This window comes from Sphaerotilus sp. (genome assembly GCF_031429695.1).
GTDB lineage: Bacteria > Pseudomonadota > Gammaproteobacteria > Burkholderiales > Burkholderiaceae_C > Sphaerotilus.
The window spans coordinates 1-25,889 of sequence record NZ_JANPAB010000051.1 but is presented as its reverse complement, the minus strand read 5'-3'; the positions used below and the strand labels follow the sequence as shown (position 1 = coordinate 25,889).

28 protein-coding genes are annotated in these 25,889 nt (G+C 71.2%); 9 read left to right on the top strand and 19 right to left on the bottom strand.

The window, feature by feature from the left end; translation table 11 throughout:
- The first annotated feature begins 140 nt into the window (after window positions 1-140).
- Window positions 141-1,607, top strand: a complete 1,467-nt coding sequence (locus tag RMP06_RS08770; RefSeq protein ID WP_310461394.1) for a chemotaxis protein CheW — start codon at window positions 141-143, stop codon at window positions 1,605-1,607.
- A gap of 98 nt (window positions 1,608-1,705) precedes the next feature.
- A complete protein-coding gene (locus tag RMP06_RS08765) occupies window positions 1,706-4,180 on the top strand; it encodes an RCC1 domain-containing protein (RefSeq protein WP_310461393.1) in 2,475 nt (824 codons plus the stop codon).
- Between the two features lie 48 nt (window positions 4,181-4,228).
- On the opposite strand, the gene RMP06_RS08760 is transcribed toward RMP06_RS08765, so the two are convergent.
- Window positions 4,229-5,665, bottom strand: a complete 1,437-nt coding sequence (locus RMP06_RS08760; RefSeq protein WP_310461392.1) for a serine/threonine protein kinase — start codon at window positions 5,663-5,665, stop codon at window positions 4,229-4,231.
- A gap of 1 nt (window position 5,666) precedes the next feature.
- Entirely contained in the window at window positions 5,667-6,410 is a 744-nt protein-coding gene (locus RMP06_RS08755) for a metallophosphoesterase family protein (RefSeq protein WP_310461391.1), read from the bottom strand.
- Between the two features lie 97 nt (window positions 6,411-6,507).
- On the opposite strand from RMP06_RS08755, the gene RMP06_RS08750 reads away from it, so the two are divergent.
- From RMP06_RS08750 to RMP06_RS08725, 6 genes are all read left to right on the top strand, one after another.
- A complete protein-coding gene (locus RMP06_RS08750; RefSeq protein WP_310461390.1) occupies window positions 6,508-7,851 on the top strand; it encodes an NAD(P)/FAD-dependent oxidoreductase in 1,344 nt (447 codons plus the stop codon).
- Entirely contained in the window at window positions 7,848-8,831 is a 984-nt protein-coding gene (locus tag RMP06_RS08745) for a chorismate transformation FkbO/Hyg5 family protein (RefSeq protein WP_310461389.1), read from the top strand. The genes RMP06_RS08750 and RMP06_RS08745 overlap by 4 nt, the downstream gene beginning before the upstream one ends.
- Window positions 8,828-9,691: a MipA/OmpV family protein gene (locus RMP06_RS08740; protein WP_310461388.1), complete on the top strand. Its 864-nt coding sequence runs from the start codon at window positions 8,828-8,830 to the stop codon at window positions 9,689-9,691. Before RMP06_RS08745 ends, RMP06_RS08740 begins: the two co-directional genes overlap by 4 nt.
- On the top strand, window positions 9,684-10,448 hold the full coding sequence (locus RMP06_RS08735) for a lysophospholipid acyltransferase family protein (RefSeq protein WP_310461387.1): 765 nt from the start codon (window positions 9,684-9,686) through the stop codon (window positions 10,446-10,448). The genes RMP06_RS08740 and RMP06_RS08735 overlap by 8 nt, the downstream gene beginning before the upstream one ends.
- Complete coding sequence (locus RMP06_RS08730) at window positions 10,445-11,248, top strand: glycosyltransferase family 2 protein (protein WP_310461386.1); 804 nt, start codon at window positions 10,445-10,447, stop codon at window positions 11,246-11,248. Before RMP06_RS08735 ends, RMP06_RS08730 begins: the two co-directional genes overlap by 4 nt.
- A 121-nt stretch (window positions 11,249-11,369) precedes the next feature.
- The gene (locus RMP06_RS08725; protein ID WP_310461385.1) at window positions 11,370-12,317 is read left to right on the top strand and encodes a hypothetical protein; all 948 of its coding nucleotides are present in this window, start codon (window positions 11,370-11,372) and stop codon (window positions 12,315-12,317) included.
- Window positions 12,318-12,324: 7 nt separating this feature from the next.
- Here RMP06_RS08725 and fabG read toward each other — a convergent pair whose 3' ends face one another.
- From fabG to RMP06_RS08660, 13 genes are read right to left on the bottom strand one after another with little or no spacing between them, the layout of a single operon-like run.
- Window positions 12,325-13,044: a 3-oxoacyl-ACP reductase FabG gene (gene fabG / locus RMP06_RS08720; RefSeq protein WP_310461384.1), complete on the bottom strand. Its 720-nt coding sequence runs from the start codon at window positions 13,042-13,044 to the stop codon at window positions 12,325-12,327.
- The gene (locus RMP06_RS08715; protein ID WP_310461383.1) at window positions 13,041-13,526 is read right to left on the bottom strand and encodes a hotdog family protein; all 486 of its coding nucleotides are present in this window, start codon (window positions 13,524-13,526) and stop codon (window positions 13,041-13,043) included. Before RMP06_RS08715 ends, fabG begins: the two co-directional genes overlap by 4 nt.
- On the bottom strand, window positions 13,523-14,359 hold the full coding sequence (locus RMP06_RS08710; protein ID WP_310461382.1) for a beta-ketoacyl synthase chain length factor: 837 nt from the start codon (window positions 14,357-14,359) through the stop codon (window positions 13,523-13,525). Before RMP06_RS08710 ends, RMP06_RS08715 begins: the two co-directional genes overlap by 4 nt.
- The gene (locus RMP06_RS08705) at window positions 14,359-15,561 is read right to left on the bottom strand and encodes a beta-ketoacyl-[acyl-carrier-protein] synthase family protein (protein ID WP_310461381.1); all 1,203 of its coding nucleotides are present in this window, start codon (window positions 15,559-15,561) and stop codon (window positions 14,359-14,361) included. The genes RMP06_RS08710 and RMP06_RS08705 overlap by 1 nt, the downstream gene beginning before the upstream one ends.
- Complete coding sequence (locus RMP06_RS08700; protein ID WP_310461380.1) at window positions 15,558-16,271, bottom strand: methyltransferase domain-containing protein; 714 nt, start codon at window positions 16,269-16,271, stop codon at window positions 15,558-15,560. Before RMP06_RS08700 ends, RMP06_RS08705 begins: the two co-directional genes overlap by 4 nt.
- Complete coding sequence (locus RMP06_RS08695) at window positions 16,268-17,080, bottom strand: polysaccharide deacetylase family protein (protein ID WP_310461379.1); 813 nt, start codon at window positions 17,078-17,080, stop codon at window positions 16,268-16,270. The genes RMP06_RS08700 and RMP06_RS08695 overlap by 4 nt, the downstream gene beginning before the upstream one ends.
- A gap of 49 nt (window positions 17,081-17,129) precedes the next feature.
- Window positions 17,130-19,529 (bottom strand): MMPL family transporter, encoded by a 2,400-nt coding sequence (locus tag RMP06_RS08690; RefSeq protein WP_310461378.1) that lies wholly within the window; start codon window positions 19,527-19,529, stop codon window positions 17,130-17,132.
- Window positions 19,526-20,110 (bottom strand): LolA family protein, encoded by a 585-nt coding sequence (locus RMP06_RS08685; RefSeq protein ID WP_409050131.1) that lies wholly within the window; start codon window positions 20,108-20,110, stop codon window positions 19,526-19,528. The genes RMP06_RS08690 and RMP06_RS08685 overlap by 4 nt, the downstream gene beginning before the upstream one ends.
- Window positions 20,031-21,053 (bottom strand): LpxL/LpxP family acyltransferase, encoded by a 1,023-nt coding sequence (locus tag RMP06_RS08680; protein ID WP_310461376.1) that lies wholly within the window; start codon window positions 21,051-21,053, stop codon window positions 20,031-20,033. Before RMP06_RS08680 ends, RMP06_RS08685 begins: the two co-directional genes overlap by 80 nt.
- On the bottom strand, window positions 21,050-21,397 hold the full coding sequence (locus tag RMP06_RS08675; RefSeq protein WP_310461375.1) for an ApeI family dehydratase: 348 nt from the start codon (window positions 21,395-21,397) through the stop codon (window positions 21,050-21,052). The genes RMP06_RS08680 and RMP06_RS08675 overlap by 4 nt, the downstream gene beginning before the upstream one ends.
- Complete coding sequence (locus RMP06_RS08670) at window positions 21,390-22,805, bottom strand: AMP-binding protein (RefSeq protein WP_310461374.1); 1,416 nt, start codon at window positions 22,803-22,805, stop codon at window positions 21,390-21,392. The genes RMP06_RS08675 and RMP06_RS08670 overlap by 8 nt, the downstream gene beginning before the upstream one ends.
- Window positions 22,802-23,314, bottom strand: a complete 513-nt coding sequence (locus RMP06_RS08665) for a COG4648 family protein (RefSeq protein ID WP_310461373.1) — start codon at window positions 23,312-23,314, stop codon at window positions 22,802-22,804. The genes RMP06_RS08670 and RMP06_RS08665 overlap by 4 nt, the downstream gene beginning before the upstream one ends.
- Before the next feature lie 7 nt (window positions 23,315-23,321).
- A complete protein-coding gene (locus RMP06_RS08660; protein WP_310461372.1) occupies window positions 23,322-23,591 on the bottom strand; it encodes a phosphopantetheine-binding protein in 270 nt (89 codons plus the stop codon).
- A gap of 136 nt (window positions 23,592-23,727) precedes the next feature.
- On the opposite strand from RMP06_RS08660, the gene RMP06_RS08655 reads away from it, so the two are divergent.
- Window positions 23,728-24,507, top strand: coding sequence for a class I SAM-dependent methyltransferase (locus RMP06_RS08655; protein ID WP_310461371.1), 780 nt, complete (start codon window positions 23,728-23,730; stop codon window positions 24,505-24,507).
- A gap of 3 nt (window positions 24,508-24,510) precedes the next feature.
- Here the strand turns inward: RMP06_RS08655 and RMP06_RS08650 are convergent, their stop codons facing one another.
- From RMP06_RS08650 to RMP06_RS08640, 4 genes are read right to left on the bottom strand one after another with little or no spacing between them, the layout of a single operon-like run.
- The gene (locus tag RMP06_RS08650; RefSeq protein WP_310461370.1) at window positions 24,511-24,963 is read right to left on the bottom strand and encodes a GNAT family N-acetyltransferase; all 453 of its coding nucleotides are present in this window, start codon (window positions 24,961-24,963) and stop codon (window positions 24,511-24,513) included.
- Window positions 24,960-25,019 carry a DUF2277 family protein gene (locus tag RMP06_RS21455; protein ID WP_409050132.1) on the bottom strand — a complete coding sequence of 20 codons (60 nt, stop codon included), beginning with the start codon at window positions 25,017-25,019 and terminating at the stop codon, window positions 24,960-24,962. Before RMP06_RS21455 ends, RMP06_RS08650 begins: the two co-directional genes overlap by 4 nt.
- Window positions 25,020-25,038: 19 nt before the next feature.
- Window positions 25,039-25,404: a DOPA 4,5-dioxygenase family protein gene (locus tag RMP06_RS08645; RefSeq protein ID WP_310461369.1), complete on the bottom strand. Its 366-nt coding sequence runs from the start codon at window positions 25,402-25,404 to the stop codon at window positions 25,039-25,041.
- A gap of 2 nt (window positions 25,405-25,406) precedes the next feature.
- Window positions 25,407-25,748, bottom strand: a complete 342-nt coding sequence (locus tag RMP06_RS08640) for a TfoX/Sxy family protein (RefSeq protein ID WP_310461368.1) — start codon at window positions 25,746-25,748, stop codon at window positions 25,407-25,409.
- Between the last annotated feature and the right edge of the window lie 141 nt (window positions 25,749-25,889).

The window sequence follows — 25,889 nt, the reverse complement described above, 5'->3', positions numbered from 1 at the left end:
GACCCCCTGGCTCTCAGCGCCTTCGTGTAGGGCGACCAGTTCTTCGTCGTGTACTTCTTCTTCGCCGGCTTGCTCATCCCGTCAGCCTACCTCACCGCTCGACCACCGGCCGGCTGGGTGGGTTGTGCAACAAAGCCCCGTTGCACGACATCATGGTTGCGGCCCAGCGCATCCAGCGCATCGTCTGGAACGGCCAGGTGATGACCGCGGGCAGCGGCCGCGACATGACCCAGCTCAAGACCGTCCTGGAGCAGATCAGCGAGACCGGCCACCGCAGCAGCAAGCTGTTCCGCGAGTCGATCGACGCGCTCTACCAGACCGTGCTCGGCACCGGCCTCACCCAGGCCGGCTACACGGCGCGGCTGCTGGTGGACCTGCTCGACCGCAACCTCTACGAACGCGCCGACGACTGCCGCTGGTGGGCACTGAACCCGGAGCTGCGCCAGGGCATGGCCGCGCCGGACGCGGCAGCCTGTCAAACCATGGCGCAGGTGCTCGGCTACATCAACAGCCTCTACACCGTCTACACGCGCCTGTACCTCTACGACGCCCGCGGCACGGTCCTGGTCAGCACCGGCGCGCCGCTGCCCGACGGCGCCCCCGTCGCGCCGGGCACGCTCGCGCGGGTGATGGCCTTGTCCGACACGCAGAGCTACCACGTCGAAGGCTTCGGCCCGCACCCGCTCTACGCCGACGCCGCCACCTACGTCTACCACGCCGCGATCCGCCATCCGCAGGACCCGAAGCGGGTGATCGGCGGCATCGGCCTGGTGTTCGACAGCGCGCCGGAGCTGCGCGCGATGCTGGACGGCGCTGTCGCCCTCAAGGCGGACACGCACGCGCTGTTCGTCTCGCCGCAGGGCCGCGTGCTGGCCAGCACCCACCCGGACCACCCGGTCGGCAGCGCCTGGCAACACCCGGGCACGGCCACCGCAGCGGCGCGCGGACAGTTCGAGGCCCAGATCGGCGTGCACGCCGGCCAGTACGCGGTGGTCGCCAGCTCGACCTCGGCCGGCTACCGCGAGTTCAAGACCTCGGACGGCCACCGCGACGACGTGCAGGCCGTGGTGATCCGCCACTTCGGTGCCGTCCAGTCCCACGACACGGCCGAGCGCGCGGACGATGTGCTGCTGGACACCACGCAGACCGAGCACGGTGCGGCGCAGGAATATGCCACCTTCTGGCTGGATGGCCAGCTGATGGCGCTGCACGCCCGCCATGTGCTGGAAGCCGTGTCGGCCAGTGACATGCGCCGCATGGCGCAGGGACGCGGCGGGAGCTGCGTCGGCATGGTCTCCCGGCAGGCGGCGGGCGAGAGCGGCTACGTCTGGGTCCACGACCTCGCACAGCTGCTCGGCCGCGCCCCGGCCCACGGCGACGGCCAGGTCCTCGTGCTGCGCGTCGGCACGCACACCTGCGGCCTGCTGGTGGACGAACTCCACGCCGTCGCCGAGATCGAGGACCACGCCGTGGTGCCCAACCCGCTCGGCGGCGCGCACTGGGTCAGCCACATCATCCGCGCCAACCAGGGGCGGGTGGCGATCCAGTTGCTGGACGGAGAGCGGCTGACGGCGTTCGTGCGACGGCAGGGAGCCTCCGCAGCGTAAATCGGCAAGACCCGGTGCCCACGCTCAAGAATGGGAGTCAATCCCCGATAGATAGCCACGCGCATCCGCTATTTCCGCAATGCAAGAGAGCGACTATCGTGCCCAGACCCACCCACCGTCCTGCCCTCGGCCTGCGACCAACGGCCACCGCGTCGATCACCCTCGTTCTTGGCGCAGCACTCAGCGGCTGTGGCGGTGGCGGTGGCGCGGGGGATAACGTCACGCGGACGGATCTGGGCTACCAGGTCGACAGCGGCGTCGTGCAGAAGGGCCCGCTGACGATGGGTTCCTCGGTCAGCATCAACGAGCTGAACCCGGTCACCATGGTGCCGCTCGGCACCAGCTACAACTTCGAGATCCGCGACGACTACGGATCCTTCCAGCCCGCCAATACCGTGTTCAAGCAGCGGCTGCTGGAAGCCACGGCCACGGGCTACTACCTCGATGAACTCACCGGCCAGGTCTCCGACGACACCGTGACGCTGCGCGGCATGAGCGATCTGTCGGTCGACCGGGCCATCAACGTCAATCTGCTGACCGACCTGTCGAATGCCCGCATCCGGACGCTCATCACCCAGCCGAGCGGGCCCATGTTGTTTTCCGCCGCGCGGGCGCAGGCGCAGCGCGAGGTGCTCGCCGCCTTTTCCATCTACAACAGCGCCGAACTGCTGGCCGGTGGCACCCAACCAGCCAGTTTCGGCGAGCTGGACCTGAGCAAGAACCGCAATGCCGACCAGATGCTGACCGCCTTGTCGGCCGTGGTCACGCAGATCGGCGTCACCGGCAGCGGCATCACCCGCTTCATCAACCAGTTCGAAAAAGACCTGGCGGACGATGGCCTGATCAACAACTCGCCGAAATTCGCCGCGCCGCTGGCGCCCCAGTTGAGCGCCGCCTACAAGGCCGTGGACTTCGACCGGCTCGCCGCCAATCTCAACCGTTTCTACACCACCACCACGTACACGGCCGCAGCCCTGTCCAAATGGGTGGACAGCTCAGGCGGTGAGGACAAGGTCATCGACCGCCTGAAGAGCGAGGCCGTGAATGTGGCGGCGACCGCGGAAAACAAGTCGCCGGTCTATGTGGCCGGGAGCGACGATGCCGGCCAGTGCATGTCGGCCTCCGCCGGCAAGCTCTACCAGAACGGGAAACTGGTCGCGACCACCACCGTCAAGGTGCTCAAGGGCGAGCAGTACACCCTTGGGCTCACCGGTTCGGTCACCCAGACCGAAGTGGTCGGGTATCTGCAGCGCAGCGCCCCGGTGGCGGGCGTCTGCCCCACGACGCTGCCCACGACCGGCACCACCCGGCTGACCCGGCATGCCATTTCCGTCGCGGGCGCGGCCGACCCGAGGGTCATCGTGGATGTCTTCGAACACTACCTGCCTGAAGACAAGAATAACTCCACCCTCTACACCCTGCGAGGCGACGGCACCGTCTGGTTCTGGAATGCCAGCACGCGCGGCATCCCGACCCTGCTGTTCAAGGACACCACCCTTGCGCGGTTCATTCCCAACAGCGACCAGGAGATCCGGGTGCTGCTGAAAACCGGCGTCACCGGCACCGTCAAGCTCCAGACCGTCTCTCGCACTGGCAAGCTGACCGCGACCATCGCGAAGGACAGCTTCAAACAGGCCTGCAGCACCGGCAGTCCGGAAAACAGCACGGTCACGCTGCGCAAGGACGGCAGCGTCTGGGTGAAAGGCGGCAATGCCAACGGACAGCTGGGGGACGGCACCACCTTCGCCGTCACCGCCGAAAAGACCATCGGCAATGGCTACGCCAGTCTGCTCTGCCTGGGCCGCTACGCCAATTCCACGGCAGCGCCCGCGGTGCTGGCGCTGAAGAAGGACGGCACCCTGGTGGCGTGGGGCGGCAATGCGTCCGGTGTGCTGGGAGATGGCAGCACCACCGACATCCTGGCGCCCAAGGCCATCGGCACCGGATACGCCAGCATCCAGAGCAACAGCACCTCGACCGTCGCGCTGAAGCTGGACGGCAGCCTCTGGAGCTGGGGCAGCAATTCGACGACCAGCAGTTCGGTCGACCAAGCCACGGGCATCCTGGGCAATGGCACCAACACCGCCGCGCTCTCGCCACAGAAAATCGGCAGCGACTACCACGCCATCTCGCTCATTGGCGGAGACCGGGTCATCGCCACCCGAACCGGCGGCGAGGTCTGGGTCTGGGGGAAAAATGCCGCGGCCCTCACCGGGAGCAGCGGCAACCTGTACAGCCCCATGGCAATCGATCCGGGGTTCGTGGCCATCCAGAGTGACGAGCCGACCGCCAGCGGCGCGTCGAACATTGCCTTCGGTTTCCGGAAGGACGGCAGCGCCTGGGGCTGGAGCGCCAACGCCTTCGGGCAGCTGGGCGACGGCACGACGACACCCAGCATCGCCGCCCCGCAGCGGATCGGGGCGGATTTCCGGAAGATCCTGGGCCAGGGCGACCACGTTTTCGGCATCAAGTCCGACGGCACCCTGTGGGCCTGGGGCAGCAACGCCTGGGCGCAGTTCGGCGATGGCACGACCAGCGACAGCCTGACGCCGCGGCAGATCGTGCTGCCCTGACGGACAGGCCCGCCGTGGGGCGGGAGTGGCGGGTGGGGCGAGCGGTGCTCAGCCCTCCTCCACCTCGCCCTGCGCCGACGGCACCCGCACCACCGTCACCGTGCAATTCGCCTGGGCCACCACCTCGGACGACACACTGCCCAGGTAGCGCCGCAGCACCGAACTGGCCCGCGCACCCATGACGATGTGATCGACGTGCGTGCGCCGGGCGAACTCGACGATCGCGGTGGCCACGTCCGGCGCCTCCAGCACATGGAAGGTCAGCCGCCCGGTGCCCAGGTGCAGCGCCTGCGCGATCGGCCGCGCCCAGTGCTTCAGGCCAACGAGCTGCTTGACGTGCAGGCTCTGGCCCTGTGCGTCGGTCAGGTCGTCCATGGCGATGCGGTTGGTTTTCATCACTGCCACACACGCCAGCCGCGCCCCCGGCTCGGTCGCGACGATGCGCCGCACCGTCTCGCGCAGCAGGTCCAGCAGCGGCTCGGCCGCGTTTTCCACATCGACCGCGGCCAGGATGATCGGCGCCCGCTTGAGCTGGTCACCCACCGTGCCGCGCACCGAGGGCTCGGCGCCCAGGGCCGTGAACCAGCGCCGCCAGGTCTGCAGCTTGCTGGGCACGCTGTCGCGGGTGGCGCGCTCGGTCAGCGGCATCTGGTCGGGATGCAGCAGGTCGTGGGCGAGGTGCGCCGCGCTCGGGTGGCGCTGGTCGGCCTTGACTTCCAGGCAGCGCAGGATGACCTCCTGCAGCCACGGCGGACAGTCCGGGCGGTGGCGGCGCGGGGCGATCGGCTGCTGGTAAAGCCGCTCGCGCAGGCCGCGCACGCTGTCGGGCGAGCCGAAGGGGCGCTGGCCGGTGGTCAGGTGGTAGAGCATCACGCCGAGCGCGAACAGGTCCGAGCGTGGCTCGCTGCGCAGGAACTGCACCTGTTCGGGCGACATGTACGGCCCCGTGCCCATCGGCAGATTGAACTCCTCGTCGAGCAGGTCCGGCAGGTGGTCATGCCGGCTCAGGCCGAAGTCGACCAGCACCGCCTTGCCGTCCGGGCGGAACAGGATGTTGCTCGGTTTGATGTCGAGGTGGATGACGTGCTGGCGGTGCAGATCGTGCAGCGCGATCGCCACCCGCGCCCCGATGCGCACCACTTCGTCGATCGGCAGCGGCGGGCCGTCCAGCTTCGGGCGCAGCGAGTCGCCGGCGATGTGCTCCATCACGATATAGGGCCGGGTCGCGAAATCCCCCTTGGCGATGAAGCGCGGCACGTGCACGCCCTTGAGCATCGGCAGGATCATCATCTCGACCTCGAAGCCGACGATGGTCGCGGGATCCTCGCCGCCCTTGATGCGCGGCACCTTCATCAGCATCGGCCCGAGGTGTTCCGGATGGGTGACGCGCCACAGGCTGGCCATGCCGCCCTGGTGCAGCCGTTCCTCCAGCAGAAAGCCGTCGACGATCTCGCCGGCCGAGAAATTCACCATGCCGCCGCCCATCTCAAGTCCCCTGGTGCAGCCGGTCGCCCAGCGCGCGCGGCAGGCCGGCGGCGATGATCTTGGCGGCGGTGGCGTCGTGGTCGTAGGGCACGCGGTGGAAGGTCAGCGTCAGCCGCGCCAGATCGAACATCGCCCAGCTTGCGGCCGGATTGCCGTCACGCGGCTGGCCGCAGGATCCAGGCAGCGCCAGCCACTGCCGATGCCCCGGCACCGGCACCGCGACGCCGGGCACGGGCGTGAAGTTGGCGATCTTGCCGGTGCTGGAGAGGTGGTAGAGGGCGGGCTGGTGGACGTGGCCGCAGAAGGTGTGGCGCGCCTCGGTGGCCATCATGCTGCGCACGGCCTCGTTGCGGCCAAGGATGTAGTCCCAGGCGGGCGGTGCGTAGGCGTTGGCGTGGACGAACAGGCAGCCCAGGTCTTCGCGCATGTAGGGCAGCGCGCCAAGGAAATCGAGCTGGACGGGCGTGAGCTGCGAGCGGGTCCACTCGACGGCGCGGCGGGCGTCCTCGACCAAGTGGTCGCTCGGGCCGCGGGCGACGGCTTCGTCGTGGTTGCCGCGCACGGCGATCGCCCCCTGTGACACGAGGTCACGCACCTGCTCCACCACCCATGCCGGATCCGCGCCGTAGCCCACGAAATCGCCGAGGAAGGCGAGCCGGTCGGCGCCATGCAGGTGCGCCTGTTCGAGGCAGGCTTCGAAGGCTTCGCGGTTGGCGTGGATGTCGGTGATGAGGGCGAGTTTCATGGGGTCCGTCTCGTGTTGTGTACATGCGCCGAGCGTGAAAACTGTAACGCATCCCCCCACCCTAAAATCACGCTCGTCTTATCGACTCCCTTCCGCAATGACCCACCTGCAATCGCCCGCTGACCAGATCGACAGTCTCGCTCCCAAGCGATGCGATGTGCTGATCATCGGCGGTGGTCCAGCCGGTTCCACGCTCGCCACCCTGCTCGCGCGCCAAGGCCGCAGCGTCACCGTGATCGAGAAGGCGCATCACCCCCGCTTCCACATCGGCGAATCGCTGCTCCCGGCGAACGTCTCGCTGTTCGATGATCTGGGCGTGCGCGCCGAGGTCGAGGCGATCGGCATGCCGAAATGGGGCGTCGAGTTCGTGTCGCAGAACCACGCGCACCGCAGCTACCTGGAGTTCGGCGACGCGCTGGACAAGTCGATGCCGTATGCGTGGCAGGTGCGCCGTGCCGATCTCGACGAGATCCTGTTTCGCAACGCCGCAAAGGCCGGCGCGACGGCGCTGGAAGGCCACCGCGCCCGCCAGGTCGAGTTCGACGGCGACGGCGCCAACGTCGAGATCGAATCCGACGCCGGTACGCGGCAAACCTGGCGCTGCCGCTATGTCGTCGATGCCACCGGGCGCGACACGCTGCTGGCGAACAAGTTCAAGTCGAAGCAGAAGCATCCGGACCACGCGAGTTCAGCGCTCTACGGCCACTTCACGAACGCCCGCCGCCTCGAAGGCAAGCAGGAAGGCAACATCACGATCCTGTGGTTCGCGCATGGCTGGTTCTGGTTCATCCCGCTCGCGGATGGCACCACCAGCGTCGGCGCCGTCTGCTGGCCACACTACCTGAAATCGCGCGACAAGCCCTTGCCCGCTTTCTTCCATGACACGATCGCCCTGTGCCCGGAACTGGCGGACCGGCTGAAAGATGCGACGCTGATCGACGATCAGGTCCACGCCACCGGCAACTACTCGTACACCGGCAACCACTGCACCGGCGAACGCTACGCCCTGCTCGGCGACGCCTTCGCCTTCATCGACCCGGTGTTCTCCTCGGGTGTCTACCTCGCGATGCAGAGCGCCTATGCCGCCTTGCCGCTCGTGGAAGCCACACTCGACAAACACCCCTCGGCCTGCACCGTCGAGCGCGCCGCCTTCGAGACCTTCATGCGCGCCGGGCCGAAGGAGTTCAGCTGGTTCATCTTCCGCGTCACCAACCCGACGATGCGCGAGTTCTTCATGGCGCCGCAGAATCCGCTGCGGATGAAGGAGGCGCTGCTGACGGTGCTGGCCGGCGACATCTACGGCGCCACACGCTTCCGCGGCCCGCTGAACGCGTTCAAGAGCCTGTACTGGCTGGTCTCGCTGGCGCACCCCCTGCGCACCTGGCGGGCCTGGCGGCAGCGGCGGCACCACCTCCGCGATGCCGAGGCGGCCACCGCGTGAGCCTGCTGTTCGAACGTCGGACCCACCACGCCGACCTGCCCCGCGCCGCGGGCGTCCACGTGCTCGGCCAGCGCCACCTGTTCCCCGGCGCAGGCGCGGGCGCGGGCGGTCTGCCGCCACTGCTGCGTCCGGCGCAAACCGTCACGGAACGCTGGATCAGCACCCACCCGGTCCGCACGGGCGAGACCGGGCTGATCCGCCACAGTGACGACGGCCTGTGGCTCTACGGCGAAGCCAGTCTCCCGGTGCCCGCTACCGGCACGGCGCTGCAGGCGATGACCCACCAGCTCTACGCCGACCTGTTCCGCACGCTGCACGCACACGGCGGGCGCCATCTGCTCAAGCTCTGGAACTACCTGCCCCGGCTGAATGCCGCGCTGGACGGACTGGAGGTCTACCGCCACTTCAACATCGGGCGCCAGCAGGCGTTTCTGGACGCGGGCGCCGCGGCCTTCGACGGCGCGCCAGCCGCCTGTGCGCTGGGCACCGCGGGCGGGCCGATGACGCTGGCCTTTCTGGCCGGCCCGCAGGCGCCGCGCCCGGTCGAAAACCCGCGCCAGACCAGCGCCTACCACTACCCCGCCACCTACGGCCCGCGCAGCCCGACCTTCTCGCGCGCGGCGCTGGTCACGCTGGCGCCGGGGCACGAGATGCTGTTCGTCTCGGGCACGGCCAGCATCGTCGGCCATGCCTCCGTCCACCCCGGCGACGTCGTGCAGCAGACCGAAGAGACGCTGCGCAACCTGCGTGCCGTGCTCGACGCGGCACACGACCAAACTCCAGCTCGCTTCGCGCTGGCGCAATGCGCGCACACCGTCTACGTGCGCCACGCCGCCGATCTGGACGCCGTGCGCACGGTGTTCGCGCAGGCGGTGGGCGCCGACTCGCCGGCCGCGCGCGGGGCGGTCTATCTGCAGGCCGATGTCTGCCGCAGCGAACTGCTCGTCGAGATCGAATGCCACGGAGATGCGCCCCGATGAACGACGCCCACCACCTGCGGGCCTGGCTCGCACTGACCTCGGCACTCGCCGCGGCGCTGGCCGCCCTGCCCGTCCGGGCCGAATCGGACCAGGGCGGACCTCGCCGGCCCCTGTGGGAGCTGGGCGTGGGCGCCGCGGCGGTGCAGTTGCCGGACTACGTCGGCGCCGACGTATCGCACCACTACCGGCTGCCACTGCCCTTCTTCGTCTACCGCGGCCAGTGGCTGCGCGCGGACCGCGAGGGCGCGCGCGCCGTGTTGATCGACACGCCGGACTGGGCGCTGAACCTGAGCGCCCACGCCTCCGCGCCGGTGCGCAACCACGACAATCCGGCCCGGCTCGGCATGGCCGACCTGCCAGCGACACTCGAACTCGGCCCCAAGCTCAGTGCGTCGGTCTGGAAGGCCGCGGACGGATCGGCCCGACTCGATGCGTCCCTGCCGCTGCGCGCGGTCATCGGCCTGAAACGCGGGGCACCGGTGCTCGGCACCGTGCTGACCCCGACACTGAATCTGGACCTGCCGCGCTGGTCGTCCGGCTGGAACCTGGGCCTGCAAGTTGGCCCGAAATGGGGCTCGCAGCGGCTGCACGGCCATTTCTACGGCGTGTCGGCGGTGGATGCGACAGCCTCGCGCCCCACCTACACCGCCCGCAGCGGCTACGCTGGCTGGCAGGCCGTGGCGGCGGTGTCGCAGCGGTTCGACCGCACCTGGGTCGGTGCGTTCGTGCGCCATGAGCGGCTGGAGGGAGCCGCGTTTGCCGACAGCCCGCTGGTGCGTCAGCGCCAGGCGGTGTCGGCGGGTGTGGCCGTGGTCTGGGTATTGGCCCGCTCCGATGAAGAAGCGCGTTCAGATGACTGAGCCGCGACGCCCTCCCCATTGGCTGGTCCGCCTGCTGGTCACACCGTGGCTGCTGGTGATGCTGTGCTGGCTCGGCGTGATCTCGCTGGCCTGGAACCTGGTGGCGGTGGTGCTGTACCCGCTGCTGCCCGAAGCGCGCGGCCGGGCGGTCGGGCAATCCGGCGTGTCGTGGGTCTACCGGATCTTCTGGGCCAGCGCACGCCTGGGCGGCCTGCTGCGCATCGACAACGCGGCGCTGGCGGTGCTGCGCGACGAGCCGGGCGGGCTGATCATCGCGGCGAACCACCCGAGCCTGCTCGACGCGCTGATCATCATCGCCCGCGTGCCGCGCACGGTGTGCATCATGAAAGCATCGCTGATGAACAACGTGTTCCTCGGCGCCGGCTCGCGGCTGGCGCGCTACATCGCCAACGACTCGCCGCGGCAGATGATCCGCGGCGCCGTCGAGCGGCTGAAGGCGGGCGACCACCTCGTCCTCTTCCCCGAGGGAACGCGCAGCCCCTCGCCAACGCAGATCCACCCGCTGCTGCCCGGCATCACGCTGATGGCGCAACGGGCGGGTGTGCCGATCCAGACGGTGCTGATCGAGACCGACTCGCCCTACGCCAGCAAGGGCTGGCCGCTGTGGCGCCTGCCACCGCTGCCGATGGTGTTCCGCGTGCGGCTGGGCGAGCGTTTCGCGCCCGAACCGGGCACCGACCACGAAGCCCTGCGCCAGCGGCTGGAAACCTATTTCACCCAGGAACTCGCGCCGTGACCTCCTCCCAGCCGACGCCCACGCGTTCACCCACCCACGCGGTGGTCATCCCCAGCTACAACACCGGCGCCAAGGTCTACGACACCGTGCGCGAGGCCCGCGCGCAGTGGGCGCCGGTCTGGGTCGTGGTCGATGGCAGCGACGACGGCACCGCCGACGGCCTGCGCGCGATGGCTGCGCAGGACGCACAGCTCCACCTGATCGTGCTGCCCGAGAACCGCGGCAAGGGCGCGGCCGTGCTGACCGGCCTGCTCGCCGCCCGTGACGCCGGAATCACCCACGCCCTGACGATGGACTCCGACGGCCAGCACCCGGCCGATCTGATTCCCGCGTTCATGCAGCGCTCGCAGGCGCAGCCGGACGCGATGGTGCTGGGCAAACCGGTGTTCGACGCCTCGGCGCCACTGCTGCGCGTGCGCGGACGGCGCATCTCCAATGGCTGGACCGATCTGGAAACGCTGGGCGCCGGCATCGGCGACTCGCTCTACGGTTTCCGCGTCTACCCGGTCGCCGAGCTGATCGCGGTGATGCACCGCCAGCCGTGGATGCGGCGCTTCGACTTCGACACCGAGGCGGTGGTGCGGCTGGCGTGGCGCGGCGTGGCGCCGATCAATGTGGATGCGCCGGTGAAATACCTGCGCCCGGAGGACGGCGGGGTCTCGCACTTCCACTATGTGCGCGACAACGCGCTGCTGACCTGGATGCACAGCCGGCTGATGCTGGAATTCGTGCTGCGCCTGCCGTGGCTGGTGGCTCGCCGGCTGAGACGGCGTCCGCCATTCCACCTGCTCGGACCTTGAGCAGGCACTCCGTGGTCCCGCATCGTTCCAGATACCGAATTGCGGGAATCTTTCAGGTGCGCTGCTGGTCAGGTCTGCGCCCGATGGGCACACTGGCAGCCCACCTACCCAAGAGGTCCGAATGAGCCGAGACACTGCCGATTCCTCCCGCCGACGCGTTCTGGCCGCCGCCGCGCTTGCCCCGCTGCTGCCAGCGCTGGGCGCGCTGGGCGGCTGCGCATCGGCCCCGCTGTCGCCGATAGAGGCGAAGGAAACCACCGATCCGTCCGCGCTGGCGCTGTTCAACGACTGTGCCGCCGCACACGGCCTGCCCGCCTGGCGCCGGGTGAAAGACCTCAACGTCAGCTACACGGGCGAGTGGCGTGCGCTGATCGGCCGCATCCAGCCAGAACTCACCGACACGCGCTTTCGCGGCAGCTCGCAGGAGCGGCTGCTGCCGGCCGAGGGCCTGATCGCCCAGACCCACGTCGGCCCGAGCGGCCACAAGCAGGTCGTGCGCCGGATGGGCCAGGATGCGGGCACCGGCGACGTGCAGGTCTGGTACAACGGCCGCCCCACCACGGACGAGCCGCTGCGCCACGCCTCGGCGCTGGTGGCCGATGGCTACCGGCTCTTCCTGCTCGGCCCGCTGGCGCTGGTCGACCGGCCGCACGTGATGAAGCTGGCCGGGCTGGAGCAGGTGGGCGATTACGCCTGCGAGCGGCTGATGGTGCGGCTGGCGCCGGGGCTGGGCTTCTCGCCGGTGGAGCAGCTCGTGCTCTGCATCGACCGGCGCACCCGGCTGATGCGGCGCGTGCGCTTCACGCTGGAAGGGCTGGAGTCCACGCGCGGCGCGGTCGCCGAGGTGGATGTGTCGGATTTCCAGAACATCCAGGGCGTCGAGTGGCCGACCCGCTTCCAGGAGCGCCTGCGCAAGCCCATCCCGCACCTGCCGGTGCACGACTTTCAGCTCACGGGCCTGGACATCAACCGCGGCTGGAGCGCCGCGGACATCACCGGTTCGCAGTTTGCAGGGGTGGCAAAAACGGCTGCGAAGGCGCTGCCGGGGAGCAATCCGGTCCTGAGCTGAGCGGCGTTCAGACCATCCCGCCGTTGACCGAAATCACCTGCCCGCTGATGTAGCCGGCGTCCGGCCCGGCGAGGAAGGCGACCAGCGCAGCGACTTCATCGGGCGTGCCGGCGCGCTTGGCCGGCACCAGCTGGGCGATGGCCTTGGCGTCGAAGGCGGCGTCCGCCATCGCCGAGGCGATGATGCCGGGCGCGACCACGTTGACCGTGATGCCGCGGCTGGCCAGCTCCATCGACAGCGCCTTGCTCGCCGAGTGCAGCGCGCCCTTGGCGGCGGCGTAGTTGACCTGCCCGCGGTTGCCCGCCACGGCCGCGACCGAGCTGAGGCTGATGATGCGGCCCCAGCGGGTGCGGATCATGGGCATCGTCAGCGGCTGGGTGACATGGAAAAAGCCGTTCAGCGAGACGTCGATCACCCGGTGCCACTGCTCGGCGCGCATGCCGGGGAACACCGCGTCGTCGTGGATGCCGGCGTTGTTGACCAGCACCTGGACCGGACCGGCCTCCAGCAGCGCGGTCAGCGCGGCGAGGCTGCCTGCGGCGTCGGTGACATCGAAGGCCACCGCTTCGGCCGAGCCACCGTCCGCACGGATCTGCGCGGCCACGGCCTCGGCTTCCGACAGGCGGGTGTTGGCGTGGGCGATGACGTGCAAGCCGTCGCGGGCCAGCCGCTGCGCAATGGCGCGGCCGAGGTCGCCGCTGGCGCCGGTGACGAGGGCTCGTTTCATGGGAAAGACTCGGGTTCGGGTTCGGGTTCGGGTTCGAGGACGACCGTCAGCCGGCCCTCGGCGACGGGCTGGCCGCCGTGCGTGACGGTGAAGGCGTAGAGCCACTGGCGCGTGTCGCCCGCCTGGCGCTCGGCGGTGATGGTCAGCGGGCCGGGCAGATCGTCGAGGCGCAGCCGGTGGAACTGCACCGCGCGCGCACTGGCGAGCATGCCGCCCCGCACGCCCGCGCCTGCGCCGGACGCCGATGCGGTCAACCCGCCATGCAGCGCGGCGGCTTGCGCTGCGTATTCGATGGCGGCGGGCGCGAGCAGGCCACCCGCGCTGCGCAGTGGATGGTCGGGTGCGGTGTGGCCGGTGGCGGTGCAGCGGATCGTCGCCGCGTCCCAGGCCTGCAGCGTGTCGAGCAGCGACATGCGGCCGGCGTGCGGCACCAGCGCGCGGATGCCGGCCGCGTCCAGCAGCGGCGCCGCGGCCGCGGTCATGCCGGCACCACCTCGATCACCAGCACCAGTGGCGCCGCCGCGGCGATCACCACCGTGGCCGCTTCGCCCCGGGCGAGCGCTTCGAGCAGCGGCAGCGCCCGCGCCGCAGGGATCTGCTGGCGCAGCGTCTCCAGCGCGGCCTCGCGGCACGGCGTTTCCGGCGGCGCCTGGTCGGCCGGACACAGCACCACGCGCAAGGTGGCTCCGGTCGCGGGCGGGAGCCCGGGCGCGGGCACGGGCGCCAGGACCAGCGCCACGCCCAGCGTGTCGGGCAGGCGGCGCAGCGTGTGCAGCGGCTCGGGGTACGGCGTGTCGCTGGCCACCAGCAACAGCGGCGCGCTTGCGGCGTGCACCTGCGTCAGCGCGGCAATCAGGCCGGCGCCGAAGCTGGCGTCGAAGGCGCACAGGCTGGTCGAGGCGGCGCGGCTGCCCACGGCGATGTGCCAGTAGCCCGCGGGCGCGTTGTGGACCGAGTTGGTGAAGCGGGTCGGCGACACCAGCCGGTCGGCGGGGTTCGGGCTGGCGAGCGTCTCGCACAGCGTGTGGCAGTTGGCACCGTCGCCGCTGGACGAGGTGAAGACGCTGCCGAGGGTCTGCGGATCGACTCCCGCATCGGCACAGGCGGCGTCGGCCACCGACATCGCGGTCTTGATCGCGGTCCCTGCACGGCGGCGCTCGGCGGCCGGCAGCCGCTGCGACGGCGGAACCACCGAGGCCGCCGGAGCGTACGCCGCATGGCCCTGCAGCACCGCCTGCGCCGCCGACCACGACACCAGCCCCGGCCCGACCAGGCCGACGCCCTGCACCACGACGGAAAGGGTGGCCACCGCCATCACGCCGCCCCCAGCACGAGGCTCGCGTTCGAACCGCCGAAGCCGAACGAGTTGCTCAGCACCCGCTGCAGCGGCGCCAGCCGGTTCTCGGTCAGGTAAGCCGCGTGCAGGGCCGGATCGCGCGTGCGCAGGTTCAGCCCGCCCGGCATCCGCCCGTCGCGCAGCGCCAGCAGCGACAGCACCGCCTCGACGCCGCCCGCCGCGCCCAGCGTGTGGCCCGTGGCGCCTTTGGTGGAGCTGCAGGGCACGGTCGCCCCGAAGACGGCGCGCACGGCCTGGTCCTCGGCGGCGTCGTTGTTCGGCGTGGCGGTGCCATGCAGGTTGATGTAGTCGATCTGCGCGGGCACGAGGCCCGCTTCGGCCAGCGCCTGGCGCATCGCGGCGATGGCACCGAGGCCTTCGGGGTGGGGTGAACTCATGTGGTGACCGTCGTTGCTCTCGCCGACGCCGAGCAGGTGGCCGGCCGGCGCCTGGCCCGGCACCGCCTCGCGCTGCAGCAGCGCGAACGCCGCCGCCTCGCCCAGCGAGAGGCCGCTGCGCCCGGCATCCCAGGGGCGGCAGATCTCCGGCGACAGCAGTTCGAGCGAATGGAAACCGTACAGCGTCGTCAGGCACAGGCTGTCCACGCCGCCGACGACGGCGGCATCGGCCCAGCCGGCGTCGATCAGCCGCGCCGCGTCGCCGAAGACCTTGGCGCTCGACGAGCAAGCGGTGGAGACGACCCAGGCCGGCCCGGTGACACCCAGCACGGTGCGGACGAAGTCGGCCAGCGCGCAGGTGTTGTGCGTCTGCGCGTAGTGGAAATCGGCCGGCAGCGCGCCATCGGCGCCGCGGTGGCGGTAGGCCAGTTCGGTGTCGAGGATGCCGGAGGTGCTGGTGCCGAGCAGCACGGCCACGCGGTGGGCTCCCCAGCGGGCCCGGGCTGCCGCCACGGCCTGGACGAAGCCGTCCTGCTGCAGCCCGAGCCAGGCGAGGCGGTGGTTGCGGCAGTCGAAGTCGGACAGGCCGGCAGGCAAGGCCACGGCGTCCAGCCCGTCGACGGCGCCGATCCAGCCGGGCAGCGTCACGTCGCCGAAGACACAGGGCTGCAGGCCGGAGCGGCCGGCAGCCACCGCGTCGGCATGGGCCGCGCAGCCGGCGCCGAGCGCGGTGGTGAGCGTGGCGTGGGTGATGGGCAAGGGCCCCCTGGGCAACGGCGTCATGCGGCCGCCCCTTCGCGGCGTTGCGCCACCAGCAGCACGTTGGCAAACAGCGTGCCCTGGCTCATCGGCCGCGCCTCGACCTGCAGGCCCAGCGCGCGCAGCCGCTCGGTCCACGCCGACACCGGGCGGCCCTGCACCGGGGGTGCGCCCCGCCGCAGGCCGCTCACGACCCGGTCGACCCAGCGGCTGACAGCGTATCCCCGCCGCGCCTCGGCGTCACCCACCCGCAGCAGCAGCCGCCCGCCAGGCGCGAGCGCCGCACAGGCCCGCGCCAGCACGGCCTCCTGCGCCGCGGCCGGCAGGTAGTGCAGCACGTCGAGGAGCACCACCGTGTCCGACGCCGGAAAGTCCTGCGTCCGCACATCCCCGCAGACGATCGCCGCACCCGAGGACGCGCCCAGCGCCACGCGTGCACGCTCGGCGTCCCGCGCCTGCAGCTCGATGCCGGTGTAGCGCACGGGTCCGCAGGCCTGCAGCAGACTGCCCAGCAGGCCTTGGCCGCAGCCCAGGTCGAGCACCCGCGCCCCCGCAGGCACGAGACCCGCCTCGACCAGATGGCGGAACACCGGGTCCAGCCCCAGCTTGCCACGCGCGAAATGCCAGGCGTAGCGGCCGGCGGGTCGGTACGGCGCGCTGGCGCGGTCCAGCAGGGCGCGCCAGGCGAGGTCATCGGCGGGCAGCCTCGGCAAGGGAATCGACATCGTGTTCATGGGGTGGTTCGCAGCGCCTCGGGGACGGTCACCGGCCGCAGCCCGGCCTGCCGGACCATGTCCAGCAGCGCCGGCAGCACGGCCAGGATCACCGCACGGCCATCGGGCAGACGGGCGGCGTGGCCATCGTGCAGCAAGAGGATGTCGCCGGCCGCCAGCCCGCGGGTCAGGCGGGCGAGCACCTGCTGCGGATCGGCGGTGCGGGTGTCGTAGGCGCGGCGGGTCCAGCTCGTCAGCGTCAGGCCCAGGCGGTGCAGCACGGGCGCGAGGAAGGGATTGCGCAGGCCGGCCGGGGCGCGGAACAGCGTCGGCGCCTCGCCGGTCAGCGTGGTGAAGGTGGACTGGGCGGCTTCCAGCTCGCGGGCGAAGCCGCGCGGGCCGAGCAGCGAGAAGGTGTGGCGGTGGTGCTGGCTGTGGTTCTGCACGCTGTGGCCGCGGCGGCGGATCTCGTGCAGCAGCGCGGGGTGCGCCGCCGCGCGGTCGGCGATGCAGAAGAAGGTGGCCTTCGCACCCGCCGCGTCCAGCTGGTCGAGCACGGCGGGCGTGACCTCGGGGTCGGGGCCGTCGTCGATGGTCAGCGCCACCTCGCGCCGCGCGACCGCCTCGGGCGGCAGGCGCAGCAGGTTGGTGCCGAGCGCGGTCGAGCGTGGCCAGAGTCCGCAGGCGGTGAGCACCCCATGGTTCAGCACCAGCGCCGCCAGCACCCAGGGCCAGCGGGCGGGTGCGGTCAGCAGGAGCAGGACGGCGCCCAGGTGGAGGGCCGCGCTGGCTTGCAGCAGCGGCGGCAGCGGCCAGGGCGTCGGAGACATCGATGGCGATCGAGGCGGCGGCGGCATGACGGGCATGGACAGGGACGGGTCAGTGGGCACGCGCAGGGGTCTGCGGGTGGTCGATTCTCCCATGCCGCCCCTGCGCCGGCATGAAGGTGGCCGACAGGACCAGCGCCAGCAGCGCCCCCGGTGCCACCGCCTGCCCGACCGCCGCCAGTGCCGGCACCGAGGCCGTGGCGAGCAGGCCGAACGAGACGACGGTGGTCACGTTGGCCATCAGCAGCGAGGCCAGCGTGTCGGCGTCGGGACCATCGGCTGCGCCCAGGCCGGCCACCGCCTGCAGGTGGTCGAAGAACAGCGCGTAGTTCGACCCCACCGCGGCCACCAGCAGCAGCCCCACCAGGTGCAGGATGCCCAGCGCCTGCCCGGACAGCGTCAGCCCCGCCAGCACCAGCACCACGCTGGCCGCCAGCGGCAGCAGCACCCGCCCGAGCCGCCGCGCCGAGCGCAGGTGCCACGCCAGCAGCGCCACGACCGCCAGCGCGCCAAGACCGGCCTGCCAGCGCGCCTGCTGCAGGTAGTGGGCGTAGAGCGCGTCCAGCTCGGCGCCGATCTGCACGATGCGGGTCTCGGGCAGGTCGTGCAAGGCGGTGCGCAGCCGCGCCGCGTCCACGCCCTGCGCGCCGGGCGGGGCCTGCAGGTTCATCAGCACCGTCCACGGCTGCCCCGCACCGCCCGGGGTGAGCTGCGCCTGCACGGCGCTGGCCAGCGCGGGCGCTGCGGTCTTCAGATCGGCCAGCGTGACCGGAGCCAGTGGGCGCTGCCCCTGGACCTCGTCGATGAACGCGCCGAGCTTCGCGGCCGGCAGCGGCCCGCCCTCCGTGGCCTGCGCCAGCCGCTCACGCAGGACACCGGCCTCGGGCAGCGCGGCGCGGCGGACGAGCTGCGTCGCCGGACTCGGCAGCAGCCGCGCAGGCGAGTCGTAGCCCAGCAAGGCGCCCTGCGCCACCAGCGCATCGAGCCGGGCGCCGGCCTGTTCGGCGCGCTGCAGCGCGGTGGCCTCGTCCGGCGCCTCGATGGCGACCAGCGTGCCGGCTTCGGAGGCACCCAGGTCGGCGCGCAACGCAGCGTCCAGCGCCAGGGCGTCGGCCGGCACCGGGCTCAGCGCCGCGAGCGTGCCGCGCCAGGGCGACGGCAGCACCGCCAGCAGGCCGGCCGCGACCAGCGTCAACGACAGCAGCGGCCGGCGCCAGCGGGGCAAGGCCGCGCACAGCGTCGCCGTCATCCGCCCGAGCGCCACGCGCAGACCCTGCCCCGGGCTGCCCTGCGGCGCGAACACGGGCAGCAGGTAACGCGTGGTCAGCGCCGCCGCCACCAGTCCGCTCATCGAGAACACGCCCAGTTGCGCCAGCCCTGCGAAGCCCGAGAACGCCAGTGCCGCGAACCCCGCCAGCGAAGTCCACAACCCGAGCCGCACCGTCGGCCAGCGCGTGCGCTGCCACTGCGTGTGGCCGCCCGCACGGGCCTGCACGAGGTAGTAGATCGCGTAGTCGACCGCCTCGCCGATGAGCGTGGTGCCGAAGCCGAGTGTCATGCCGTGGATCTGCCCGAAGCCGAGGTCCACCGCGGCGATGCCCGCCAACACGCCACTGGCCACCGGTAAGAGCGCGATGCCCAGCGCCCGCAGCGAACCGAACGCCACCAGCAGCAGCACGACCATCGCCACCGTGCCGGCCGTGGCCAGACGCTCGACCTCGCCCTGGATGCGCGTGCGCGACGCGACACCGAACACGCCCGGCCCGCTCAGCTCCAGCGTCAGGCCCGGTGCGGTGGCCGCCAGTGCAGCGAAACGCCCGCGCACCAGCGCCTGCGCCTTCGCTTGCCCGTCCAGATCGCCACCGTCCGCACGCACCGTCGCCAGCAGCAGCGCCCGCGGCTGTTCGCGCGACACCCACACGCCGCCATCGCTGCGCGGCGCGTTCGCGGGCAGCATCGCCTCGGCCATGCGCACCGTCTCGCCGGTCGGGTCGCGCCAGAGCAGCGGCTTGAGTGGCACGCCGGCTGGCGTGCCCAGCAGCGCCACGGTGTCGGCGATGCCCTCGCGCAGGCCGTCCACCGTGAAACGCTCGGCGCTGACTGCAGGGCTGAACAGGTAGCGGTGGCGGAACAGGAACTCGCCAGTAGCAGCGTCCGCGGCGTGGTCGCCGTTGTGGACCGCCTCGAACAGGCCGCTGCCACGCAGCGCCTCGGCCAGCTGCAGCGAGGCCTCGGTCCGCTGCGCCGGCTCGCCGCCGCGCAGGCCGATCATCAGCACGCGCGCGGTCGCGCCGTTCTGCAGCTGCGCCATCAGCACACGCTGCTCGCCGGTTGGCGCCGCGGGCAGGAAGGCGGACAGGTCGGCCACGTAGGTCGCCCGCACGCAGCCCCACACCGCCAGCGCCATCAGCGCCAACCACCCCCACAGCGCCCGGGACCGCAGGCCGCTCACGGGCTGCGCTCGGCGGTCACCGGCTCGATCTGCATCACCGAGCGGTCGCCGTCGGTCATCGTGATCTGCACCTCGCGCAACTGGCCCTGCCGGCCGCTGACACGCACCTGCGCCACCTGCCCGCGCAGCCGGGCGTCGCGCGGCACGAGGTCCAGGCTCCAGCGCTCGGCGCCGCCGAGGAGCTGCGTGGTGAAGTAGCGCTCCAGCGTCTCGCGGTTGCCGGTGAGCGTGCCGCGGATCGCCTCGACGATGACGACCGCCTCGGGCACCGAGTCGAGCGTGGTCGAGCGGCTGCGGCTGCCCTGGCTCACCGTGAGCTGGTTGCCGACGACGGCCATGCGGTCGCGGCGCGGCTTGAGGGTCTCGCGGGTGAAGCTGTCGGGGGCGGCGAAGCTCAGGCGGCCGCTCGATTCGAGCGTCTGGTCGAGCTGGAAGACGGTGCGCTTCTCGGTGAAGGTGGCTTCGCCGGATTTCACCTGGGCGAGGCTGGCCATCAGCGCATCAAGGTCGAACGCCGCCGCCCGGCTCGGCGACACCAGTAGTGTCAGGCCCAGCACCAGCGCGCACAGCGTCGCCACCATCGCCCGCCGCCCAGAAGTCGAAGAAGTTGAACCAGTTGTACGGCGTCTCACGGCACAGATCCTCCAGTAGGCGCACATAGCGCGTCATCGCGTCGTGGATCGACGCGTCCAGCGCCGCCTGCGCGCCCGGACCGCGTGGCGGGCGCTGCGTGAAATCGGCCAGCGGCGCGAAGCGCAGCTCGTAGCGGCAGCCGCCATGGTAGAGCCCGGTCATGAACACCACGGGCCGCCGCAGCAGCGCCGCCAGCCGGAACGGCCCGTCCGAGAACGCCGCCGACTGTTCCAGGAAGTCGAAGCGCTGCGTGCGCGCCCGTTGCGCCGCCCCGGCGCCAGGCGGCGCGGCGAGCGTGCGGTCGGCCAGCAGACCGGCCACGCCGCCGCCGTCGAGCCATTCGCTCAGCGCCATCATCGCGTCGAGCCGGCCGAGGCCGATGACGTGCAGCGCCGCGTCCGGCGCGATGGCGCGCAGCGCGGCGTTGATCTGGCGCGCGTTGTCCTCGTACATCACCATCGCCACCCGCAGCCCGCGCCGCGCCTGCCCGAGCGCCCGCAGCGCCTCGAAGCTCCCCAGGTGCGCGCCGACCAGCAGCACGCCGCGGCCCTCCAGCAGCACGCGGTCCAGGTGCTCCACGCCGGTGGCCTGCACCTCGAACTGGTCGAACTGCCCGCGCAGCAGGTAGACCCGGTCGAGCACGGTCGCGGCGAAGTGGTGGACGTGGCGGTAGCGCTCGCTCCAGCGCGGCGCGCGGCCCAGCACCCGCGCCAGGTATGCCGACGAGGCCGTTGTCGCCGGGCCACCGAAGCACAGGAAGTACAACGAAATCGGGTGCAGCACCAGCCGCGACACCCGCCGCCCGAGCGTGGTGGCGACCCAGCGCATCACGCGCAGCGCCAGCAGGTTGCTGCGCTCGCGCTGGTGCGTCCAGTCAGCGGGGTCGGTCATCGGACGGCCGGGCTGGCGTCGAGCTGGCCCGTCGCCGCGAGCACGCCCGCCGCGTCGTCGCCCGGTGCGTGCTGGCGCACCTCGAAGCGCAGCCGGCCGCCGTCGCCAGGCGGCGTCCAGCAGACGTCCAGATCAGCGCCCGGCGGCACCGGCGCGACGAACTTGACGGCGCTCAGCCGCGGAACCTCACCGAGCCAGGCCGCCGCCTCGGGATCGGCCCGCAGCACCTCGAAGACCTGGGCGAGCAGCACGACCCCCGGCAGCAGCGGCCGACCGGGGAAATGCCCGTCGAAAGCGGGATGGTCCCGCGGCACGGCCACACGCACGCAGCGCGGCTCAACCACCGGAGCGCCCCTGCGACGCCAGCAGCGCTTCGGCCAGCGCCGCCAGCCGCGCCGCCGGCAGCTTGCCCGTCCCGTCCCGCGGCAGCGACTCGACACGCAGCACCTGCCGCGGCAGGAAGGCCGCGTCCACCCGCTGCCGCAGCGCCGCCAGCAGCGCCTCGCGCGTCAGCTCCGGCGCGACGACCAGCGCGACCAGCCGCACGACGGACTCGTCGCCCGTGTCCGGCGGCAGCCAGAAGGCGCCGTCCTGCACGCCGGCGATGCTGTTGAGGTGGTGGTTCAGGTGCGCCAGCGAACTGCGCTTGCCGGCGACGTTGATCAGGTCGTTCGAGCGGCCGAGCAGCCGGAAGCGTGTCGGTGACAGCACCTCCAGCACGTCCGCCAGCGGCGTCGGCACCGGCACGTGCCCGCCGCGCACCACCACCTGTTCGCCGTCGCCCGACAGCATCAGGCCGTCGAAGGTGCGCCACTCGGGGCCGTCGGTGGTGCGCCGGGTGGCGACCTGACCGGCTTCGGTGCAACCGTAGATCTCGACCAGCGGCCCGCCCAGCGCGGCCTCGGCACGCGCAGCCAGCTGTGGCGACAGCGGCGCGGTGGCAGACAACGTCAGGTCGACCGGCGGCAGCGCCAACCCGGATTCGACCAGCGTCTTCAGGTGGAACGGCGTCGTCACCAGCACCCGCGGCCGCGGCACGCTGGCCAGCGTTTGCACGATGTCACCCGGAAAGAACGGCCGCTCCGCCGCGAACGCCGCCCCGCCCAGCAGCGCCAGCAACACGGTCGACTCGAAGCCGTACATGTGGTGCGCCGGCACCGTACCGACGAGGGTCACGCCCTGCAGATCGGTCCGTCCCAGTGCCTCGGCCAGCCGAGCCGCCTCGGCGCAGAGGTTGGTGTTCAGCAGATCCCAGCGCTTGCCATGCGGCATCGGCGCGCCGGTCGAGCCCGAGGTCAGCACCTGCGCCGCCTCGTGGTCGCCCGCGATCCGCGGCACCCGCACGCTTCCGTCATTCCCGCGCACGCGGGAACCCACGCCCGCCACCGACCCTGCCGACTCCACCAGCCGCACCACCGGCAACCCGATCGCCGGCGCCTCGTCATCCGCCAGCACATAGGCCTGCGGAAACAGCCTGCGCAGCCGCTCGACCATGTCCGGCGTGTGGTTCGGCGGCATCAGCCCCGCCTGCCCGCGCACCAGCGCCGCGCCCAGCGCCAGCGCGAAGCGGTAGCGGTCGCCGGTCATCGCCAGCACCGGTCCGCCCTCGGGCAAGGTCGCAGCCAAGGCGGCGACATCGCGCAGGTACTGTGCCCGCGCGATCGGCTGGCCGTAGCGCCAGGCCAGCGGCGTGTCGATGCCCGGCCCGTCGGCCAGCAGCGGGAAGGTGGTGGTGGTGTCCGAGTCGCTCATGGGCGGGACCGCCGGTCCGCCTGGTGCAGACGCCAGGCACGCGCCGCCGCGGTGAAGCCCACACGCTCGAATTCCGGGTGCAGCCGGTAGCGCAGCCCGTATTCGCCGACGAACATCGCCAGCGTCGCCACCGGCGTGATGGCGTTGACCAGCAACGACCACGCGTGCAGCTGCCCACCGAAGTACAGCCCCAGCGACACCGCCGCCATCGCCGCGAAGTACAGCACCCAGGCCAGCGTCACCTGCCGCGTGTAGTGCGCCATGGCCGGTGTCAGGTGGCCGTGCACGCGCTGCGCCAGCGTGGAAATCAGGGGCTGGTGGCCACGGCGCAGCGTGGTGGCGAACCACAGCGCCAGCGCGCCATGGACGCCCGCGTGCTGCGCGAGGAACACGCCCTGCACCAGCGGCGCGAAGGTGGACTGCGCCGCCCGCGTGATGAGCCAGTGCGAGCCCAGCGCGGTGCCGAGGGCCGCCAGCGCCAGCAGCAGGAGTCGCCCGCGCTTCGCCATGCGCGGCTCAGACCGTGCGGTGCGCGGCGATGTGGTCGGCCAGACTCGCCAGCGACGAGAAGATGCGCACGTTCTGCTCGTCGTCCGAGCGCAGCTGGAAACCATAGCGCTTGGAGACGACCAGCGCCACTTCGAGGATGTCGATCGAGTCGAGGCCGAGGCCTTCGCCGTAGAGCGGGGCCTGGGGATCGATGTCAGCCGCGGGGGTGTCGAGGTTGAGCGCATCGACCAGCAGTGCGGCAACTTCCTGAAGCAATGGGGTGTCGGCAGTGGTCATGTCGGCCTGTCCTGGTGGAAGCGCTGCGGTCAGAGGAAACCTGGATTTTACCAAACGCATCAGACTCGGCGGCGGTGCACGGCGCAGGCCGATTACCATCGGTCGAACTTCCATGCAATCCTGGGGACACTCCACCATGGCGCCACCGTCCACTCCGTCACGCGACGACCCTTCATCGCTCGTGCACCTGCCCCATGCGCCGCTGCCGGCGTACTACCGCAGCGGGGACGCGGGTGCCCGGGAGGCGTTCCTGCGCGCCACCTTCGACGACACCGCCGTCGACTACAACCGGCTGGAGAAGATCCTCGGCCTGGGCACCGGCTCGTGGTACCGCCGGCAGGCCCTGCAGCGCGCCGGGTTGGCCAAGGGCATGCAGGTGGTCGATGTCGGCATGGGCACCGGGCTGGTGTCGCGCGAGATCCTGAACATCACCGGCGAGCCGGACCGCCTCATCGGCGTCGATCCGAGCCCGGGGATGATGAAGGAGGCGCAGTTCGACACGCCGGTCGAGTGCCGCATCGGCCGTGCCGAGGCGATTCCCGTGCCGGACGCCAGCGCCGACTTCGTCGTGATGGGCTACGCGCTGCGCCACATCGCCGACTTTGCGGCGGCAGCGGCCGAGTTCCGCCGCGTGCTGAAACCCGGTGGCCGGCTGCTGATCCTGGAAATCACGCGCGCCGAAAGCCGCTGGGGCAATGCGCTGCTGAAGGCCTACATGCGCGGCGCCGTGCCGCTGATGGCGCGGCTGGTGTCGAAGGCCGAGGCCACGCCGATGCTCTGGCGCTACTACTGGGACACGATCGAGGCCTGCGTGCCGCCCGCCGAGGTGGTGCACACGCTGGCCGCGCACGGGCTGCTCGACGTGGAACGGCACGTCGAACTGGGCATCTTCTCGGAGTACCGGGCGCGCGGCTGAACCTCAGGCGGCGCAGGTCAGCACGGCGACCATCTCGTCGCTGTCGTCGATGCCCCGCTCGACAAAGCCGAAGCTGGCGTAGAAGCGCTGCGCCGCGGCGTTGTCCGGCAGGTAGGAAATGGTGATCTGGCGCACATCGCCGTCTGCACGGATCTCGTCGATCAGCTGCGCCAGCGCCTGGCGGCCGATGCCGCGGCCCTGGTGCTTCGCGTCGACCATGAAGCGCCAGATGCCGTATGCGCCGGGCTCGCCGCCGTCGACCGGGACGGCGTACATCATGAAGCCCACCAGCGTCTCGTCCGCATAGACGGCGCGGGTCTGGAGGTGGGGATAGAAGCTCGCCTGCGCGATCGAATAGCTGTTGCTCGCGAGGTAGTCCTCCTGGTGCGGGAGCAGCTCCAGATCGGTGATGTCCTCGAAGTTGTCGCGCGTGACGGCGCGCAGCGTGATGTTCATGGGAACTCGGTGGCGGGCGGCTCGAAATTGAACAGGGTACGGATGTTGCGGCACATGGTGGGCCGGATCGTACCGTCAGGTCGGTGGCAAGGCGCCACTGGCAGCGCTGAAGAGGGACAAGTCCAGCGGCCGGCTCTGGCCCAGCCACATCGCGAGGTCGCGGTGGTCGGCCAGTTCGTCGCCGGTGAGCGGGTGGACGAACACGGTCAGGCCGCTGCGGTGCACATTGAGCCAGGGCACCAGTTCGCCGAACAGCGCCGCACGGAACGCGAGCTGGCAGCTCCAGTCCGGGTGCGGCCCCACCGGTTGCGCATGCACCCGGCCCATTGCCAGCGGAAAGTGCCGGGCAGCCGCTTCGCACAGGGCGCGGGCCTGGTCCATCGTGTCCGCGCTGAAGTACACGTGGGCGTGGTAGCCCTTGATCGAAGGGATGGTGTCCATGTCTATGGTCTGGCCTTCTTCTCGGGGAGCAACTCGACGAATGCGGCGCACTGGTGCACCCATGCAGTCAGGTCCCGGTCCTCTTCAAGACCGGCCGGGTCAATGTACACGTAGCCACGCATCGGCTTGCCCGTGAAATCCATGGGCCGCACATGGGGCCGCGCCAGCGCTTCCTCGTGCGCATCAGGACCGACCCGGGCCATCAGGGTGGACTGGAGAATGCCGACGAACATTTTCCCGTCCAGCAGGAAGGCGAGTCCGCCGAACATGCGTTTCTCCGTGACGCCCGGGCGATCGCCGAGAACCTCTCGAACGCGCTGCGCGAGACCGGGATCAAAAGCCATCAGGGCTGTTCACTGCTGAAGCACCCCCGCATAGCCGAGCAGGCGGTCAAGCGAGAGGGCATTGCGCCAAAGCGCCTGGGCGATGTTGCGCTCGCCATTGCTGCGCAGCAGGTTCAGCGCGAGGTGGCGCAGACAGGCGAA